The organism is Bacillus sp. NPDC057893 (assembly GCF_042796455.1).
Taxonomy (GTDB): Bacteria; Bacillota; Bacilli; order Bacillales; family Bacillaceae_G; genus Bacillus_A.
This window is the reverse complement of record NZ_JBHVNG010000004.1, coordinates 131,382-148,093: the sequence shown is the minus strand read 5'-3', so window position 1 is coordinate 148,093 and position 16,712 is coordinate 131,382. Positions and strand designations below refer to the sequence as shown.

Genomic DNA, 16,712 nt, shown 5'->3' with positions numbered 1-16,712 from the left:
TATAGATATTGTTAAAAATTATGATGACATGAATTATAAAACCTTCGAAATATCCTTCATACTGTCTAAAATATAATCCGCTTTCCCTTCTAAATCTTCCTTCCTGCTCGCACCCGATAAAACGCCCACTACTTTAATGTTACTATTTCTCGCAAATGTAACGTCTGTTAATGTATCACCTACCATAAGCACATCTTCTTCAGTTAGTGAAAATTTTTCTTTAAACATATGATAAAAGTCGCTTTCAGGTTTTGTTCTATTCACACCATCATCTGCACCTAAAAAATCTACATAATCATATAACTCAGTCATTCTCAGAGAATGAATAGCTGTATCAACATCGTCTGCCGTAACAACCCCAATAATATATTCATTGTCTTTTAAATATCGTAACGTTTCCTTTGCACCTTCCACTTCTGTAAATACAAGATCATCTGCTGTAGAGTACTTTTTGAATAGAAGACATACATTTTGAATAAAATCCTCTTTATCCACATATTGATTTTCTAACAACGAATACCATGCAGCCGCAATAAAGTAATTTGTACGACAAGCTAGTAAACTCGTACTCTCAAAATCGTTATCATTCATACCAATAATCGTTAAGTAGTCATCTCGTTTACTTTTTTCATTTGGATACGTTTGAAATATATCATCTAACACACGATGCACAATTTTGTACCAAACTGAATCTAACTGTATTAATGTTCCATCTTTATCAAAAATAATCGCTTTATTCACCTTTTATTCCCCCTACAACTTCATTCCATGTTTTCATATTTTTATTCTGAACTTTATTATGAATAGGATTAATAAATGCTACTAATTCGTCCTCTTCCCATCCCTCAACCCTAGCATACGCTCCTTCATTTAATGAAAATTCAAAAGTTACGTCGCTGCCAGATTTTTGTTCAATCATTTGCCCATTTATTATGAGTCTCCACTCACACGGTTTGTCAGTAGAAATGCTGTAAATAATATTTCCTTTAGCCTCATCGCCGACATATATCGTTTCACCTTCGTTTTGAATATCTATCGCTAGTTTTCTAAATCGAGAGAAATAAATTCTTCCCTTCTTGATCGCAGATTTTAAGTTTTTAATAGATAAACCGTTACATAATACATATGTTCCTGGATCACCGTAAATGGATGGGTCTTTTGATCCTGGGAATGTTTTAGACGGATGTAAATGCGAATCACTTCCTCCTATTCCCCAGATTTTAAGACCATTTCCCCACATTTGATCGAAACAACGCAAAGCTTCTAAAGTAGATGATTTACTTTTTTTGTAAGTTGGATCACACATAATTTCCATTGTATGAACATTTTCTAAGTTAATATTAACTTGGTTCGCCCAAGGCTTCATAAATGGATGATTCACACTCATTAAGTACCCTTTTTCTTTCAAGAAAGCAAATAGTTCATTCATTTTTTCGGCGCTAAATGATTCATCTACATACTCTGTAAAATCAACGAATTCTCTTATACCAAATATGTTGTAATGACCGAAAGGAGTTGTAAGTTCCATAGATGGTATAATTAATGTGTTTCCTTTTTCATAAGATGGCATAATAATATTGTGCTCCGTCGCATATAAAAAATCTAATTCTTGTTTCTCACATACTTTCATTCCAAGTTCATCATCTATCTCGCCATCAGTTAAATCTGTATGTTCATGAAAATCCCCTTTGTACCAGCGATATTCTTCATTTACTACCTTATTAAAACGGTCTTCATCGATAAAAACATTTCCCTTACAAAAGTGCTCTCTATTATACGTTCGTTCCAAATAATCATTCACTTCTATATTTACTGTATAGTCAACTTTTTCTCCGGTAAACTTTACTACTTTCTTTGCACAATGAGGGATATACACGACTTCTAATTCCCAATTACCTGACTGTATTTCTCCTCCAATACAACCAGCTGAGCAAAACTTTGAATCTTTCGAAACGACTAGTTTTTCATTTACAATTGGAGTTTGATATTGTACACGTACATAACCGTTAGGATCTCTCAAGATTAATAAAAGTGGAATTTTCCGGCTATCCCCTTGATCAATTGTTAATGTAAAGTTTGTAATATCAGTTTCATCCATTTGGAAACAGTGTTTATTTTTTACGAATGGAGAAAGTGTTATCTTACTTGTTATTTCGATCATCGCTCTCACACCTTTTTAAGTAAATTTTAGAGGCACTTCCTTCGCTCAAAAGCACCTCATATTCATACCACAAACCGGTTTACTTCTTCTTTTTCAGAGCTTTATCTAATTCTTCTTGCGCAACTTTAGCTGCTTCATCTAACGCTTTCTTTGCTGGAACTCCTTCAATCTCTACTTTATCTTTCGCTACATTTAAAGCATCATTGATTTTTCCGCCCGTTGGATCTACAAATGGTCCCACTCCATTATTGTTAGCTTGTTCTACTGGGATTAATGCTTGTGGTTGTTTTTTAACAAATTCAGCATATGGACCGTAATCTGTTACATTGTTACGAACAGGAATATAGCCTGTTGCCATGGACCATTCAGCCGTTTTCTCCGTACTTGTCGCAAACTTCATAAAGTCATATGCACCTTTTGCTACTTCTGGATCAATATTTCTCGTTAATGTGAATAAATATGTTTCTAGTTTTGGCGCTGGTTTATTATTGCCCCAAGATGGTTGTGGTAATGCTTCAAATGTGTTAAGGCGTTCTTCTTCAGTCATTCCTTTTCCTAATGATTTAAAAACAAATCCTTGATCACCAGATGAGCCTGTAAATCCTAGTGTTCTACCTTCAACTAAATCAATTACTGTTTTATCCCAATATTCCCATCCAGTACCACCTGAATGTATTTTCATAATTTTATCTTCATGAAGCCATGTGCGGAATTTCTCCCATACCGTAACCCAAGTTTCATCGTTAATTAATACTTTTTTACCATCTTCACTTAATACATTTCCGCCAGCACTGCGAACCGCATCAATTAAATTTGAAGTTCCCCACATTGGCATCCAGCCAGCATATGAAACATTTCCGTTTTCGCCACGTTTTGCGACTGTTTTTGCTACCTTTTCTACACCTTCCCACGTCTTTAAATCATCTTTTGTAAAGCCATTTTCCGCTAATGCTTTTTTATTGTAATAAAAGATTTGTGTTGTACCGTAAAACGGAATTCCATATAACTTTCCGTCAATTGTTGCTTGCTCCATAAAACCTTTTCCATAATCTTCTTTTTTGAAATCAGTATCATTTTTAACAGATTCATCTAAAGGTACGATTAACTGTTTTTTAACATATTCTTGAATAACGTCTGAACCTAGTAATGCGATTGCTTCTTGGTTATTCGCTGCAAATCCACTTTGTAACTTTTGATAAGACTCATCGTAGCTACCCGCTTTTGTCGTTTTCACTATATATTTATCCTGGCTTTTATTGTATTCTTCTACAATTTGATCTACACGATCTGCAAGAGAACCACCTACTCCATTAATGAATGGAACAACAACCTTCTCGCCTTCTTTACTTGCTTTAACAGTACTTCCTTTTCCGCCTGAGCAACCCGCAAGTGCACTAACAAACAACGTTAAAACTGTTAGAAGCATGAATAGTTTTTTCATCCCACATATCTCCTTTACTATTTAATTACCCCTTTATTCCTGAATCAGTAACACCAGATAAGAACCATTTTTGTAGAATTAAAAATACGATTAAGAGCGGCACCGTTGCGATTGTACTTGCAACCATAATGTGTGACCAATCTCGTCCTAAAGAACTATTAATGAAATAATCAGCAATTCCATTCGTAATTAGTTTTTGTGTATTATCTTTCAAAATAAGAGCTGGCCAAATGTAATTATTATAGTTACCAATAAATGTGACCAATCCTAGAGTTACAAATGATGATCGTGTCATTGGAAAAATAATCTTCCAAAGAATTCGCCAATCACTCGCTCCATCAATTTTGGCTGCTTCTACTATTTCAAAACCAACTTTGTGGAACGTTTGTTTCAAATAGAAAATACCGAATACGCTAACAGCCATAGAAATCATGTATCCAAAATGTGAATTTAGTAGCCCAAACTTCCCTAATATTACATATACAGGAACATACGATACAGCTCCAGGGATCATATAGGTTGCCATCACAACACTAAACGTAATATTCTTGCCTTTAAACTTATAAAATGCCAACATATAAGCAAAAAGCGCTGACGAAACAAGTACATATATAGTAATGATGAAAGAAGTATAGAAACTATTAAATAAATATGTGCTAAATGGAAGTATATCTAATACTTGCTGATAATTTTCCCAGTGAAATTCTTTAGGCCAAAAACCTCCTTGTAATACTTCACTAGATGTTTTAAACGAACCAAGCACCATCCATATGAATGGAAAAATAAATAGTATACTTGATAACGCTAGAAAGAGATGCTTTACGATTAATGGACCTTTTTTCATATTATTCACCTTAATAGTTCACCCACTTGTCACCTATTATTTTGTTTATAATAGATAGTAGTATTGTAATGATTAGTATGATAAATGCGATTGCTGTTGCAGATCCCATATCAAATTGTTCAAACCCTTGTTGGAAGAATAAATAAAGTAACGTACGCGTCGAACCACTAGGTCCACCTTGTGTTAAAATTTTTATTTGATCGTAAGCCTGCACTGAAGAAATTGTATTGACAACAACTAAGAAGAAAGTTGTTGATGAAACCATTGGCAGTGTTACATATCGAAATTTCTGCCATGAATTTGCTCCATCAATACTAGCTGCTTCATATAAACTGTCTGGAACTTTTTCTAATGCGCCGATATAGAAAATCATCGTCCAACCAACTAATTTCCAAACTGTCACAATAATGACTGCTAACATCGCTGTTTGACTACTTTGAAGCCAGTCCAAACCTGGTATCCCGAAAAAGTTTAGAACTTTATTAATAACTCCAAATTGAGGTTCATATAAAAGTGACCACACAATGGATACAGCTATCGTTGGCGTTACCCAAGGTGAAAAGATCATTAATTGGTACAATGCAGAACCTTTGAATTTTTTTCGGAAGAATAATGCGAATCCTAAACCTAATGCAATCGTTGGAATGACTGTTCCAATTCCAAAATAAAACGTATTTAGCAATGCTTGCATAAAAGAATCTTGTGTAAATAAATTGAAATAGTTTTCTAAACCAACAAAGTTAAAATCATTCGTCATAAAATCCCAATCAGTAAAACTAATACCTAAACTAATGAAATTCGGAATAATCCAAAATAATATTAGAGGTATTCCAACTGGTATTAAAAAGAACACAGCTTTTGATAGTTTTATTTGCATTCTTGCCACCTCCTAATTCATATTGTACGAGTATATTATTAACACAATGTTGTTAATTTGTTAACTGATTGTAAAAACAACAAATTAACAAAATAAAACAACATATAAACAATAAAAGAAGACTATTTCTCAACTTACTAAGAAATAGTCTTCTTTTTGTTTTTCTATACTGTTATTACTTCTACCCCATTACTTGTTAACACATTTTGCCACGCCTCATCGAGCTTAGCGTTTGTATATAATGCATCTATATCACTAAAATTCCCGCTTTTATAAAACTTTGTTAAATTAAACTTTGACTCATCTACCATCATTACAACTTGTTTGGCATTATGCTTTAACTGCTTATATATTTGTGCATCTTCAATATACGAACATGTTAGTTCTTTTTCTAAAGAAATTCCATCACACGAAGCAAATAACTTATTAACAGTGAAATGGTCAAGATAGTTTAACGTCATTTCTCCAGACAATGCTAATGAATTTGTATTCAATATTCCTCCAATGACTATTAACCTGCAATCAAAGGAATCATATTGTTCTTTAAGCTCAATAATTTTATTTACAGCTGGTATCGAGTTTGTTAAAATGGTCAAATTCTTTTTATCGTGTATGTAATCCAAAATTTGCATTGTGGTTGTCCCAATTTCAATTGCGATAATATCATTATCTTCTACAAGTTTACTTGCTTCCATTGCAATTTTTCGTTTTTCTTCAATATTCTCAGCTCGGCGCCTATCAAAATGAAATTCTAGTGTTTGATCTTTTTTCTTAATTGCACCACCATGTATTTTCGTAAGCTGCCCTTCCTTGTGCAACATATCTAAATCTCTTCGTATCGTTTCTGTTGTAACATTTAATACCTTCGCTAAATCATTCACCATAACTCGATTGTACTTTTCTAACTCATCTAGTATGTGTTTTCTTCGTTCAAATTGCGTGTACGATTTCATTTCATTAACACCTCTTCAAATTACGAAAAATATTGATTTTCTAAAAACTCTTATTATACGTTACTTTTAACATAACATCATTTACAGAAAGAAGGAACGATTATCTTCACTATATTTCGTCAAAGGAACAATGATATATATCACCATATTCACCATACTTTTTTATTTCAGGAAATCTATTTGTTTGGCGCCCTTTTTTATAAAGAGCAGCACTTTTTATTTTCATCTAAAATCCAAATTGGTTTAACAATAAAAACAAAATTATAATAAATAAAAATTTATTGTTAAACGATAAATTTCATGTTAGATTAAATAGATAATTAATAAATGAGGTGCTTTATATGAAACAAGGATCAACACTCTTTTTAAAGACAGCTATTATCCTTATTGGAATCCCTGTTCTTGCTTTATGTATATTTTTAGTTCCTAACATAGGGAATTATGCAGCGGAATTGTATCCCGATATTGCATATATAAAATATCTTGTTTTAATCAATCTGTATGCAACGGTGGTACCTTTTTATTTTGCTCTGTATCAAGCTTTTAAACTTGTAAGCTTCCTTGACAAGGGTAACGCTTTCTCAAAATTATCTGTTAGAGCTTTAAAAAAGATAAAAAACTGCGCATTAACAATCAGTATTTTATATGTGGTAGGTATGCCACTCTTCTATCTTGTGGCGGAAAGAGATGATGCACCAGGTATTATTATATTTGGCATGCTCCTAATCTTTGCTTCAATGGTTATCGCAGTCTTTGCTGCCGTTCTCCAAAGACTTTTAAAAGATGCGATAGATATAAAATCAGAAAATGATTTAACGGTCTGAGGTGAATAACATGGCAATAATAATTAATATTGATGTAATGTTAGCTAAACGAAAAATGAGTGTAACTGAACTTTCAGAGAGGGTTGGAATTACAATGGCTAACCTTTCTATATTAAAAAATGGAAAAGCAAAAGCAATTAGAATTTCAACTTTAGATGCTATTTGTAAAGCATTAGAATGCCAGCCTGGGGATATTTTAGAATATCAACCTGAAGATAGTGAATAAAGTGAAACTTTATTCAGAGGGGGGGTTTTGTTCATCCCCCTCTGATTATTAGATGAACCAATCGGGCTCTTACTGCCCACAAATAGCGGGATAAAAAAGAGTCCTTCTCGTATGAAGGACTCTTTTTATTGCTCATTAAGGCGCAAAATTTATTTGACCAGTAAACAATAAGATAATCGTGATAATCCAAAAAATGAAGAAAGATGAGGAAAGTATTAATGAGATAATTACAATTGCCTTCTTCTCTGTTTGTTTCGTAATTCCAATGCTTGAAAGTATAATACCTACGCCTGTCAGAGCAATTGTAATATAATCTCCCACTATATTACCCGCATTCGCTATCCTCGTCGGAGTTATAAAAACGAATAAAACGCACATAATCCCGATGAGTAAAGATACATAGCTTATTATGCTGTACTTCTTTTTGGAAACTATTTCTGTCTTCATAATTACACACCCCTTTATCTATAACTATATAATTCACATTGTTATAACAATCTCCTTCTATACACTTGAACGTATTAATCCACTATAGTTTTTTAAAACATAGAAAATAACCTCTACTTTCCGAGTAAAAAGTAGAAGTTTTAATCAAGCCATTTATAAAGAAATCTTCCTATCTCTATCAATAACCACCTTAAAAAACTCAGAGTAATGAGATAAAGAATAATCCGCTACATCACTTTCCCCTTGAAACATACATGTTGAAATACCTAATTCCTTTGCAGGCAATAAATCTAACTCTCTATCTCCAATTGCTAGATCAATATTGTACTTTTTATGTAAATGATCATAAGCTAAAGAGTTTGGTTTTCGAGGGAAGCCATCGTCAATTGCAACCATATCGACGAAGTATTTGTCCCATCCATAATACTTTAAGATTTCCATAACTCCTGCCCTATGTTTATGTGTCATAATCACGTTTTTATGTGCGAATTTCAAAATCTCTTCGACACCTTCAAATGGTTTCATATCTTTTGGAGTAAACTTTTTCTTCAAAACCTTAACCTTTTCTTCCTGCTCATTTGAAATATTGTAATACCGAATTGCGTGGGAATATGATATTTTTAAGTTTCTGTATATTTCTCGTTTATCTACTGCATCACCTAATACTTCAGAAAGCATCATTGTATATGCAGGATACGTATCAAATAACGTCCCGTCAAAGTCCCATAATATATTCATTTTATACACCTTCTATTTTGTACTTACATTGTTACATATTTTGTATTACTAAATCCGCAATATCCCTCGGTGATTCCTTTTCCAAATAATACTCCTCAGTTTTCCAATACCTACTTTGAAACTTCGAAAGGTTCTTCTGTGTTTCCTCACTCTCGCGAAGAAACCTTATTTCTCTTGAACAATCCAAATACACCATATAATGAAAGAAATTTCTCCATTCTTTTCGCTGCAGAAAAACTCCTTCAATAATTATTACACCTACTAAAGGAAGCTGTATTTCTTTCATTTCACATGTGTCTGTTTCATCATGATAGAAAGGCAATTCTATTTGTATATCGCTTTGTAACTTCAAAAAAAAGTTTCGCTGCAACCAATCAATATCCCATTGAAGGTTATAATACTCATACCACTCCTCAAATCCAGTAGCATATCGTTTATTACGCTGCGTAATGTAATCATCAATATGGAATATATGAAACGGGATTCCACTTTTCTTCATATCTTCTTCCAACTCTTTAACCAAAGTTGTTTTACCTGAACGACTTAGACCATCTACACCTAATATAAATCTCTCATCTTTATGTTCCTTAATAACTTTCATTATTTCACTTGTGCTCACTACTTTTCCCAATCTTCTTTTAATAATGAATAAACGACCGTATCATGAGCAACATCATTTTGAATCATATATTTTCGAAGTAATCCTTCTTCTTGAAATCCGGCTTTTTTTAATAAATTACGGGAAGCTTCATTTTCTATATATACGACAGCTGCAATTCTTATAAAGTGCAACGTTTCAAATCCGTAAGCTAGCATAGCCTGTAGTGCTTCAGATGCATATCCTTGCCCCCAATATGTATCATCTAGCTCATAACCAATTTCAGCCCGTTTATGATGATTGTTAATTAAATGAAATCCACACGTACCAATTAATTGATCCGTTCCTTTCTTCTCTATTCCCCAGCGAAATACGCTTCCCTCTTCATTACGCTTTCTAAACGTTTGAATAGTCGTTTTCGCTTGCTCAACATTTTCGAAAGAGTCCATTCCGAAATAACGAATAACGGATTCTTTTGAAAAATAATGGAACATCGTTTCTGCATCTAATAGTGTAAGTTCTCTTAATAGTAAACGTTCTGTTTCTAATTTTGGAAACCCCATCCTCTTTTTCTCCTTCTATTCTAATGAACTACAAATTTCAATATAATTACCGTCTGGATCGGCAATGTAAGCAATTGTTTGTCCCCACGGTTTCGTCATCGGTTCAACTAAAACCTTAATACCTTGTTCTCTGAATTGCTCAATCGTTTCTTGCACATTCTCAACAACGAATCCTAATTCAAAATGAGAAGACTGTAATACACCTTCTGTAAGTGGTAATCCAGTTAACCCCCTTACATCCTCTCGCGTATTCATCGCTAAAATTGTAGTTCCAGTATTAAATTCAATATATGTACCGTGCTCTGCTTTTATAGGTAACTTTAAAATATCTTTATAGAACCTTAAACATTCCTCAAACTTTTCTACATATAAAATAATGTATTTCATTTTTAAGTTCATAATAATCCCTCCTTAACCTTCACCTCTAAAAATTCGACAAATGTTTTTAAAAACCTTGTACCTTATGGAGATAAGCACAAAAAAATGAGGCCGATTTCTCGGCCCCCAGCTTATTGGCATAAAACAGGAGATTTGGTTTGGACATAACCAGTTCTTACATTTATTATATTTTATTTTTTCTGAATTTTAAATATAATAAATACCTATTTATGTTGAGAAAGTTTTTTTACTTGCATAAATTCATACCGTTCAAGAAATGCTACAAATGGAGGTGTATACATATGGAACCAATGCTATGTCCAAGCTGTAAAACGAACCGAACTCGCTTTAATATTCTTGAGCAACAAGTAAAACCAGTGAAATTAAATCCACAAACTGGTCAAGTAGAAGAAGAATACACAAACGAAACGATGAATGCTTTTCATATGGCTTATCAAGGACCAACTTACCGCGTCCAATGTGCTGTATGCGGGCTTATTGAAAACCCAGAGCAATTTATAAAACCTGCGCAAAATCAGTCTTTCTCTTAAACATCTTTATTACCCCCTACCAATTTTCTATAGGGGGTTTTTTCTGTTTTACGTAAGCAAGATGCACAATTGCTGTTTAATCAAAGGTTCCTAATTCATCTACATGTCTACTATTCGTACACCGTCATATATATTTCTGTTCTAGACAAAAATAGCGGCCCAATAGAATCAAAGAACAGCTAAACCTTGAGACCCAAAATAAGGCACATTGGATGAAGCAACAACCTGCAACCTTACTAGACTACCATCACTTTGAATATTAAATGCTGACACTGTCCCCTGATTTCCATTAAGTGTGTAAAAATACCTTCCATCTTTACTCACTCCAACATCCATCGGAAGACCTGGTGCTGTCCCCGGCGGTGTACTAGTAATATGCCTTACTACTGACAGTGCTCCATTCGGGGCGATTTGGTAGGTGGAGATAGTGCCACTTAAAGTGTTCGTAGTGTAGGCAAAACGTTCATCCTTCGTTGTTATAACCCAACAAGCAGTTTTATATCCGTTTTGTACAGAGCCGCTAATTACATGAAGAGTACCGTCATTGCTCAATGAATAAGATGACAACGCATTTGAAACTGCTTCTGTAACTAAGAGAATTCCGGACGATAGAAAGTAAGCACCCAATGGGCCTTTACCGTAAGAATTATTAACAATTGGTCCTGTAACCGTACCATTTTTATTTACATGGAATACACTGAGATGGTTTGATGTAAGCTCGGAGACAACGATTTTACTACCATCCGGGGTGAAGAGAACTTGCGCGGGCTGAGCATTAAAGGTACTGAGAGCGTGGGTGGATTCTGGAATAGGTGTAAGGTTTCCTTTATCATCTATGTGAAAACCAGTAATATTTGATGCAAAATTGTTTGCAGCATTACCTACATTGGAGATATAAAGAAGATTATCATGCACACCAATGCTATTGGGCTGAGCACCCCCTGATGACTTTACATCCACGAAAACCGGCACCCCGTTATCTGCTATGATAAAACTACTAATACTATGACTACCTGCGTTAACTGCAAATAGGAAACGACCATCACGAGACAAAGTGAGAGAACCTTGTGATGCTAGAGGATCTATACCATCGTTTGCCGTTTCTGTAGAAACTTCCTTTATACCAGTACCTCTTCCGTAAGTTCGGTAAGAACCCACAAAGGTGAGCATTCCATTCGTATCCATATGAAAAGCAACAATGTGATTCATTACTTCATTATTAGTCATCATGTATACCATACTCGCACGAGCACGAAAATAATTGTTCATTCTCTGCATTTTCTGCCCCTCCTCCCTTCATAATTTTATATGGCCCTTTTGCCAATTAAATTCGCAAAAAAATGTAAATTGGTTTAGAAATATCTCTTACTCATCTCGTAGTTTCTTTAAGTGAAAACCTTATTCACTTCCCTATTATATTTTCAACCCCACACTCTTTTGGTAATATTTACATAAGAGAGGTGAAATAAATGATTTTAAATAAAAAGTTAATGATTCCATCTACATTTCTACTATTAACTTGTCACATAGGCATTTTTTACTTTTGGATTTTCGATTGGAAGAAGATCTCGACTCCTTACGGTCTAGCTATATGGATTATTTCTACTGTTTGCGGCTTTTTACTTTATTACCACTTTAAACATCAAAATTCTAATAAAATAGTATTAATCGGTAGTTCATTATTATTAATAGTTTCTTCATCATTCATGATTTTTTTAGGTATTATCACTGGTATTATCTTTGTAACTGTTAATTCTATGCCTTAAATATATAGTTTTTTATTGTGTAAAAAAGAGTGAACAAAATAGAATTACATAAAAATTAAAGAAGATGATTCCCATACAATCATCTTCTTTAATAATCCCACTCTTTGTTACAATATTTCCTTTTTCAACTTTTTAATCTTCCAATATAAATTAATAAGTATATATAAATACAAGAAACTGAAAAACCCTACCATACCTTTATATAATCCAGATTCTGATTTTCCAATAAAACATAAGTAAAGCGCTGGAATTAACATTGCAAACATAATTGCAACGAACTGTAACACCTCAGTAAGTTTTTGTATCTTCGTTTCCTTATCTGAATATATATCAGGCAACTCAGTTCCCTCTTCTACCTCTTTACAAAAATAATTCCATTTCGCAAAACTCGTTACATGTTTCCAACCAAACATTTCATATATATCAATATATTCTTTTTGCTTTTCTTTTGAATCTTTATAATCCAATCTAAAATCCGCTTTATATATTACATCTTTCGGCTCGGTTTTCTTAAACGTATATATCACATTATACTTTTGTAGCGCCCAGCCTTGTTGATGCATTTTTCTTAAAAAAGCTTCCTCTTTTTCTAAACTCCATCCCGCAAAAAATTTAAATATCTTCTTTGTCTCCATCTTCCATTCACTCCCCTAAAATACTATTCCCGTTTTTAACCGAACGCTGTAATCTGTTGTACTCTAGTTCCAACACTTCTCTCCCAAACGGCGTTAACTCATAGCACTTTTTTCTGTCTGTAGATGCTACTTCAACAATTAACTTTTCTTTCAATAACTTCGTCGTATTCCCGTATAACGTACCAGGACCGAGCTTTACTTCCCCATTTGTCATCTCTTCTACCATTTGCATAATTCCATAGCCGTGCATTGGCTTTACGAGTGACAATAGTATGTAATACGTTGCCTCGGTTAATGGAATATATTTTTGTGCTTTCCCATTCATTATAACTACCTCCGATACATCGATATGTGATATATCGACTTACGATACATCGTATATCGATATTGTATAATCATATTCCAAAATATGCAAGTGTAATTTAAAAATTAAATATCCATTTCTTCGGATTAAAAAATCATGTCAATTTTCTGAATAATTTGTTAAAATATAGAAATACTAGCTCTTTTATTATGAAAGGAATGTTACATATGATTAATAAATTAAAAGAAAATATAGGATCTGTGTTTGTTGGTAAGGAGAATGTTATTGATCTACTACTCGTTTCATTACTTGCTGAAGGCCATGTACTGCTTGAAGATGTTCCTGGTACTGGGAAAACTTTGTTAGCGAAAACCATTTCAAAAAGCATTGGTGGTAATTTTTCTCGCGTTCAATTTACCCCTGATGTACTTCCGAGTGATGTAACAGGTATTGAATATTTCAATCCGAAAACGAGTGAATTCGAATTAAGACTTGGACCAGTTATGACAAATATTCTACTTGCAGATGAAATTAACCGCGCGATGCCGCGAACACAATCTAGTTTGTTAGAAGCGATGGAAGAACGACAAGTAACTCTTGAAAAGCAGTCTACTCCTCTTCCGAAACCATTCTTTGTTATTGCGACGCAAAACCCGATTGAATCACAAGGAACTTTCCCTCTTCCAGATGCACAACTTGATCGCTTTTTAATGACGATTTCAATTGGTTATCCGTCTCCTCAAGATGAGCTAAAAATGATGCGTCGTTTTCGTAGCGATACACCTTTAGAAAGCGTCACATCTGTCATTTCTTTAGAAGACATTTTAGAAGCGCAGAAACGAGTAAAAGCCATTTTCGTATCCGAACCGTTAGAACATTACATTATTAAGCTTGCTCACGCTACAAGAAATCATGATTACATTGCTAACGGTGTAAGCCCGCGTGCTACATTAGCTTTAGTACGTGCCGTTCAAGCATTAGCCTTTTTACGCGGCAGAGAATATTGCACACCTGAAGATATACAATTTTTAGTTCCTTCCGTTTGGAATCACCGTATCGTCTTATCGATGGAAGGTGCCTTACGCACGACAAAAAATGAAATCACGCAAAGGATTTTAAAAGAAGTTGACGTACCTGTGGAGATTGAACAAGCATGAATGGACAGCGCGTTGTAACTGTACCTTTATTTTTTCAACTCCATATTATTCAATTAACTGTGCCAGGCGCTATACTATTTACGTTTTTTCTGCCGCAACGAATTATTATGTTTCTCTTTTTCTTCTACTATTTATTTGCGATTTTCATTTATAAATATGTCGCTTACATAGAGAAAAGATTTCAAGTTATAAATGAAAAACAAACAACTCGGCTTTTCCCTGATGAATCTGGACAGTTTTTTATTCATTTAAAAAATGGTGCAAATATACCACTCGTTAACGGCGTTTGTTATTTTCATTTAAATTCATCTCTTATACCGCATAAAGATCAAGGGATTGAACAAATATCAAAAACATTATTTTCTTTCCCATTTTCACAACCTGCTCATTCAGCACAAAAATGGGATTTAACATTAACCGCAACGAAGCGTGGTGTCTTTCAAATTGAACAGTTTGAATGTGTTTTAAAAGATCCTTTTCATTTATTAACTGTACATTTACCTGTTTTCGATAAATTAAAGACTGAAATCATTGTATATCCTACCCCTAAAGAAGTAGCCGGTTTACAAGAACTTCAGCAACTATTAACAGGTTCGTATCGAACGAATTTCTCTTTTTACAATGATGAAACATCCATTATCGGTGTTAAACGATATGAACGTGAATCTTTCCGCTCTATTCATTGGAAAGCATCTGCTAAAATGCAGGCGTTACAAGCGAAGCAATATGAACCTGTAAAAAATTATAGTTGGACAATTTGTCTTTCTTTAGCTGCTGATCGTGGGTTTGGTTGGAAAGAAAATGTAGAAGACCTTATTTCATTTACAACGTACATTTGTCAATTCGCAACGAAGCATCAAATTCCGTTTGAGCTATTTATTAGTGTTTTAGCAGAAGGTGGCCCTTTGCTTTTACCATTAAACGAAGGACAAACACATTACGCCAAAGCGTTAGAAGAATTAGCACGTATTTCAGATGATAGTACGCTACTTCCGAAACAAGGATTTCTTCACTATGTAACGAGAAAAAGGGAACGCTCATCTACAATGATATACATTGGTTTGCAGAAAAAGGAGCTCCCTCTTCTATCTCAGCCTACGTTCCTCATTAATAATGAAGGGATGGTGGAATCAGTTGAAAACTTGGCTCTATCACGTTAATGACTTTATTCTGCTCCTCCTCCTTTCGTTATTAACAGAAAGGGACGAACTAGTTGGTATTGCTATATTTTTAGTGACCGGTTATGTAGGAGTATTTCTTATTCATAAATTTATGAATAAAAAAACAACAGGTTTTGTACTACTGTTAGTTATTCAAATAATCGGTTGTTCTTTATTTCTATCTTTCTCTATTTTAGGCACAATATTATTACCACTGTTTTTCTTTATCGTACACTCTGTTGGACCGGGATATCCAGTACAAAAATCGTTAGGCGGTATTGTATGGTTTGTCGTTTCAGCTATATTTTATGCCCCCTTTCCGCCATTGTGGAAATTGTTACTATTAACTTTACACATTATGATTACATTTTGGTTAACAGGTTCCAATCGTAATCAACAGCTATTACGTTTCACTTCTATTATTACGATTGGAATAATTAGCGCTTTACTTATTCCGGTATTTCCTTATATTCGGCTTCTTTTTTCTTATATCATACAAGTAGTTGCCTTAGGATTTGGTTATGCTTTAAATCCATTGTTCTCGGCAGCTGCATTAAAAGATACAGACGACTTTTGGTCGAATAAAGGAAATTTAAAAGATCCTCAAATTAAAGAGGAATTGGGGCAGCGTCCTTTTGATCCAACTCTCATTAATAGCATTACAATAATAGCCTGTACAGCCATCGCTATTTACGTCGTTTGGAAAATAGTAAAAAAACGAAAACACTTAAGTTTACCAAATATGCCTGTCTTTGAATCTACAATCATTACTGATAAAGAAGGAATTAGCCAAAAACGCTTCAAACAAAATAAACCACCAAATAACGAAATTCGAAAAGAAATTTTCAAACTTGAGAGTAAGCTATCCCCTCCTTTAAACCGAGAACGAGGAGAAACTGTTGAGGCTTGGCTAGAAAGAGTAAATCATGAAGAAGAGGTAAATATTCAGAGTCATATTATTATAGACGCGTATAATACAGTACGGTATTCAAATGGTGAAAACACTGTACTTTTGCATAAATTTAAGGAAGAAATTCATAAGCTTTATGCATATCAGAAGAGTTTAAAGAAGAAGAGAAAATAATGTAT

At 33.9% G+C, this 16,712-nt stretch carries 21 protein-coding genes; 7 read left to right on the top strand and 14 right to left on the bottom strand.

What is annotated here, in order from left to right; genetic code table 11:
* Nucleotides 1-33 precede the first annotated feature (33 nt).
* The 6 genes from ACFVQC_RS19195 to ACFVQC_RS19170 form a co-directional block, all read right to left on the bottom strand.
* Nucleotides 34-741 (bottom strand): HAD family hydrolase, encoded by a 708-nt coding sequence (locus ACFVQC_RS19195; RefSeq protein ID WP_377898941.1) that lies wholly within the window; start codon nt 739-741, stop codon nt 34-36.
* Nucleotides 734-2,161, bottom strand: coding sequence for a CehA/McbA family metallohydrolase (locus ACFVQC_RS19190; RefSeq protein ID WP_377893476.1), 1,428 nt, complete (start codon nt 2,159-2,161; stop codon nt 734-736). Before ACFVQC_RS19190 ends, ACFVQC_RS19195 begins: the two co-directional genes overlap by 8 nt.
* Nucleotides 2,162-2,240: 79 nt before the next feature.
* Complete coding sequence (locus ACFVQC_RS19185; RefSeq protein ID WP_377893474.1) at nt 2,241-3,602, bottom strand: extracellular solute-binding protein; 1,362 nt, start codon at nt 3,600-3,602, stop codon at nt 2,241-2,243.
* Between the two features lie 25 nt (nt 3,603-3,627).
* Entirely contained in the window at nt 3,628-4,446 is an 819-nt protein-coding gene (locus tag ACFVQC_RS19180) for a carbohydrate ABC transporter permease (protein ID WP_377893472.1), read from the bottom strand.
* A gap of 10 nt (nt 4,447-4,456) precedes the next feature.
* The gene (locus tag ACFVQC_RS19175) at nt 4,457-5,323 is read right to left on the bottom strand and encodes a carbohydrate ABC transporter permease (protein WP_377893470.1); all 867 of its coding nucleotides are present in this window, start codon (nt 5,321-5,323) and stop codon (nt 4,457-4,459) included.
* A gap of 164 nt (nt 5,324-5,487) precedes the next feature.
* A complete protein-coding gene (locus ACFVQC_RS19170; protein ID WP_377893468.1) occupies nt 5,488-6,276 on the bottom strand; it encodes a DeoR/GlpR family DNA-binding transcription regulator in 789 nt (262 codons plus the stop codon).
* 341 nt (nt 6,277-6,617) lie between these two features.
* Here ACFVQC_RS19170 and ACFVQC_RS19165 point away from each other — a divergent pair, with 341 nt between their 5' ends.
* Both ACFVQC_RS19165 and ACFVQC_RS19160 read left to right on the top strand, forming a co-directional pair.
* On the top strand, nt 6,618-7,100 hold the full coding sequence (locus tag ACFVQC_RS19165; protein WP_377898940.1) for a DUF2975 domain-containing protein: 483 nt from the start codon (nt 6,618-6,620) through the stop codon (nt 7,098-7,100).
* A 10-nt stretch (nt 7,101-7,110) separates the two neighbouring features.
* Entirely contained in the window at nt 7,111-7,326 is a 216-nt protein-coding gene (locus ACFVQC_RS19160; RefSeq protein WP_377898939.1) for a helix-turn-helix domain-containing protein, read from the top strand.
* A gap of 135 nt (nt 7,327-7,461) precedes the next feature.
* Here the strand turns inward: ACFVQC_RS19160 and ACFVQC_RS19155 are convergent, their stop codons facing one another.
* From ACFVQC_RS19155 to ACFVQC_RS19135, 5 genes are all read right to left on the bottom strand, one after another.
* The gene (locus tag ACFVQC_RS19155) at nt 7,462-7,773 is read right to left on the bottom strand and encodes a hypothetical protein (RefSeq protein ID WP_002147034.1); all 312 of its coding nucleotides are present in this window, start codon (nt 7,771-7,773) and stop codon (nt 7,462-7,464) included.
* A 153-nt stretch (nt 7,774-7,926) separates the two neighbouring features.
* On the bottom strand, nt 7,927-8,511 hold the full coding sequence (locus ACFVQC_RS19150; RefSeq protein WP_377898938.1) for an HAD-IA family hydrolase: 585 nt from the start codon (nt 8,509-8,511) through the stop codon (nt 7,927-7,929).
* 31 nt (nt 8,512-8,542) lie between these two features.
* Complete coding sequence (locus ACFVQC_RS19145) at nt 8,543-9,130, bottom strand: kinase (protein ID WP_377898937.1); 588 nt, start codon at nt 9,128-9,130, stop codon at nt 8,543-8,545.
* Complete coding sequence (locus ACFVQC_RS19140; RefSeq protein WP_377898936.1) at nt 9,130-9,672, bottom strand: GNAT family N-acetyltransferase; 543 nt, start codon at nt 9,670-9,672, stop codon at nt 9,130-9,132. Before ACFVQC_RS19140 ends, ACFVQC_RS19145 begins: the two co-directional genes overlap by 1 nt.
* 15 nt (nt 9,673-9,687) lie before the next feature.
* Nucleotides 9,688-10,071, bottom strand: a complete 384-nt coding sequence (locus ACFVQC_RS19135; protein ID WP_377898935.1) for a VOC family protein — start codon at nt 10,069-10,071, stop codon at nt 9,688-9,690.
* 281 nt (nt 10,072-10,352) lie between these two features.
* Between ACFVQC_RS19135 and ACFVQC_RS19130 the strand changes: the two genes are divergently transcribed.
* A complete protein-coding gene (locus ACFVQC_RS19130; protein WP_328043700.1) occupies nt 10,353-10,601 on the top strand; it encodes a DNA alkylation repair protein in 249 nt (82 codons plus the stop codon).
* Between the two features lie 168 nt (nt 10,602-10,769).
* Here the strand turns inward: ACFVQC_RS19130 and ACFVQC_RS19125 are convergent, their stop codons facing one another.
* Nucleotides 10,770-11,879: a lactonase family protein gene (locus ACFVQC_RS19125; RefSeq protein WP_377898934.1), complete on the bottom strand. Its 1,110-nt coding sequence runs from the start codon at nt 11,877-11,879 to the stop codon at nt 10,770-10,772.
* A gap of 191 nt (nt 11,880-12,070) precedes the next feature.
* Between ACFVQC_RS19125 and ACFVQC_RS19120 the strand changes: the two genes are divergently transcribed.
* Nucleotides 12,071-12,367, top strand: coding sequence for a hypothetical protein (locus ACFVQC_RS19120; RefSeq protein WP_377898933.1), 297 nt, complete (start codon nt 12,071-12,073; stop codon nt 12,365-12,367).
* 107 nt (nt 12,368-12,474) lie between these two features.
* On the opposite strand, the gene ACFVQC_RS19115 is transcribed toward ACFVQC_RS19120, so the two are convergent.
* Together ACFVQC_RS19115 and ACFVQC_RS19110 are read right to left on the bottom strand one after the other, a co-directional pair.
* Nucleotides 12,475-13,002 (bottom strand): DUF2812 domain-containing protein, encoded by a 528-nt coding sequence (locus ACFVQC_RS19115; protein ID WP_377898932.1) that lies wholly within the window; start codon nt 13,000-13,002, stop codon nt 12,475-12,477.
* Between the two features lie 7 nt (nt 13,003-13,009).
* The gene (locus ACFVQC_RS19110) at nt 13,010-13,327 is read right to left on the bottom strand and encodes a PadR family transcriptional regulator (protein ID WP_001013434.1); all 318 of its coding nucleotides are present in this window, start codon (nt 13,325-13,327) and stop codon (nt 13,010-13,012) included.
* 206 nt (nt 13,328-13,533) lie between these two features.
* Between ACFVQC_RS19110 and ACFVQC_RS19105 the strand changes: the two genes are divergently transcribed.
* From ACFVQC_RS19105 to ACFVQC_RS19095, 3 genes are read left to right on the top strand one after another with little or no spacing between them, the layout of a single operon-like run.
* Nucleotides 13,534-14,463: an AAA family ATPase gene (locus ACFVQC_RS19105; RefSeq protein WP_377898931.1), complete on the top strand. Its 930-nt coding sequence runs from the start codon at nt 13,534-13,536 to the stop codon at nt 14,461-14,463.
* Nucleotides 14,460-15,623, top strand: a complete 1,164-nt coding sequence (locus ACFVQC_RS19100) for a DUF58 domain-containing protein (RefSeq protein WP_377893448.1) — start codon at nt 14,460-14,462, stop codon at nt 15,621-15,623. Before ACFVQC_RS19105 ends, ACFVQC_RS19100 begins: the two co-directional genes overlap by 4 nt.
* Nucleotides 15,598-16,707 (top strand): DUF4018 domain-containing protein, encoded by a 1,110-nt coding sequence (locus ACFVQC_RS19095; protein ID WP_377898930.1) that lies wholly within the window; start codon nt 15,598-15,600, stop codon nt 16,705-16,707. The genes ACFVQC_RS19100 and ACFVQC_RS19095 overlap by 26 nt, the downstream gene beginning before the upstream one ends.
* The last annotated feature ends 5 nt before the right edge of the window (nt 16,708-16,712 follow it).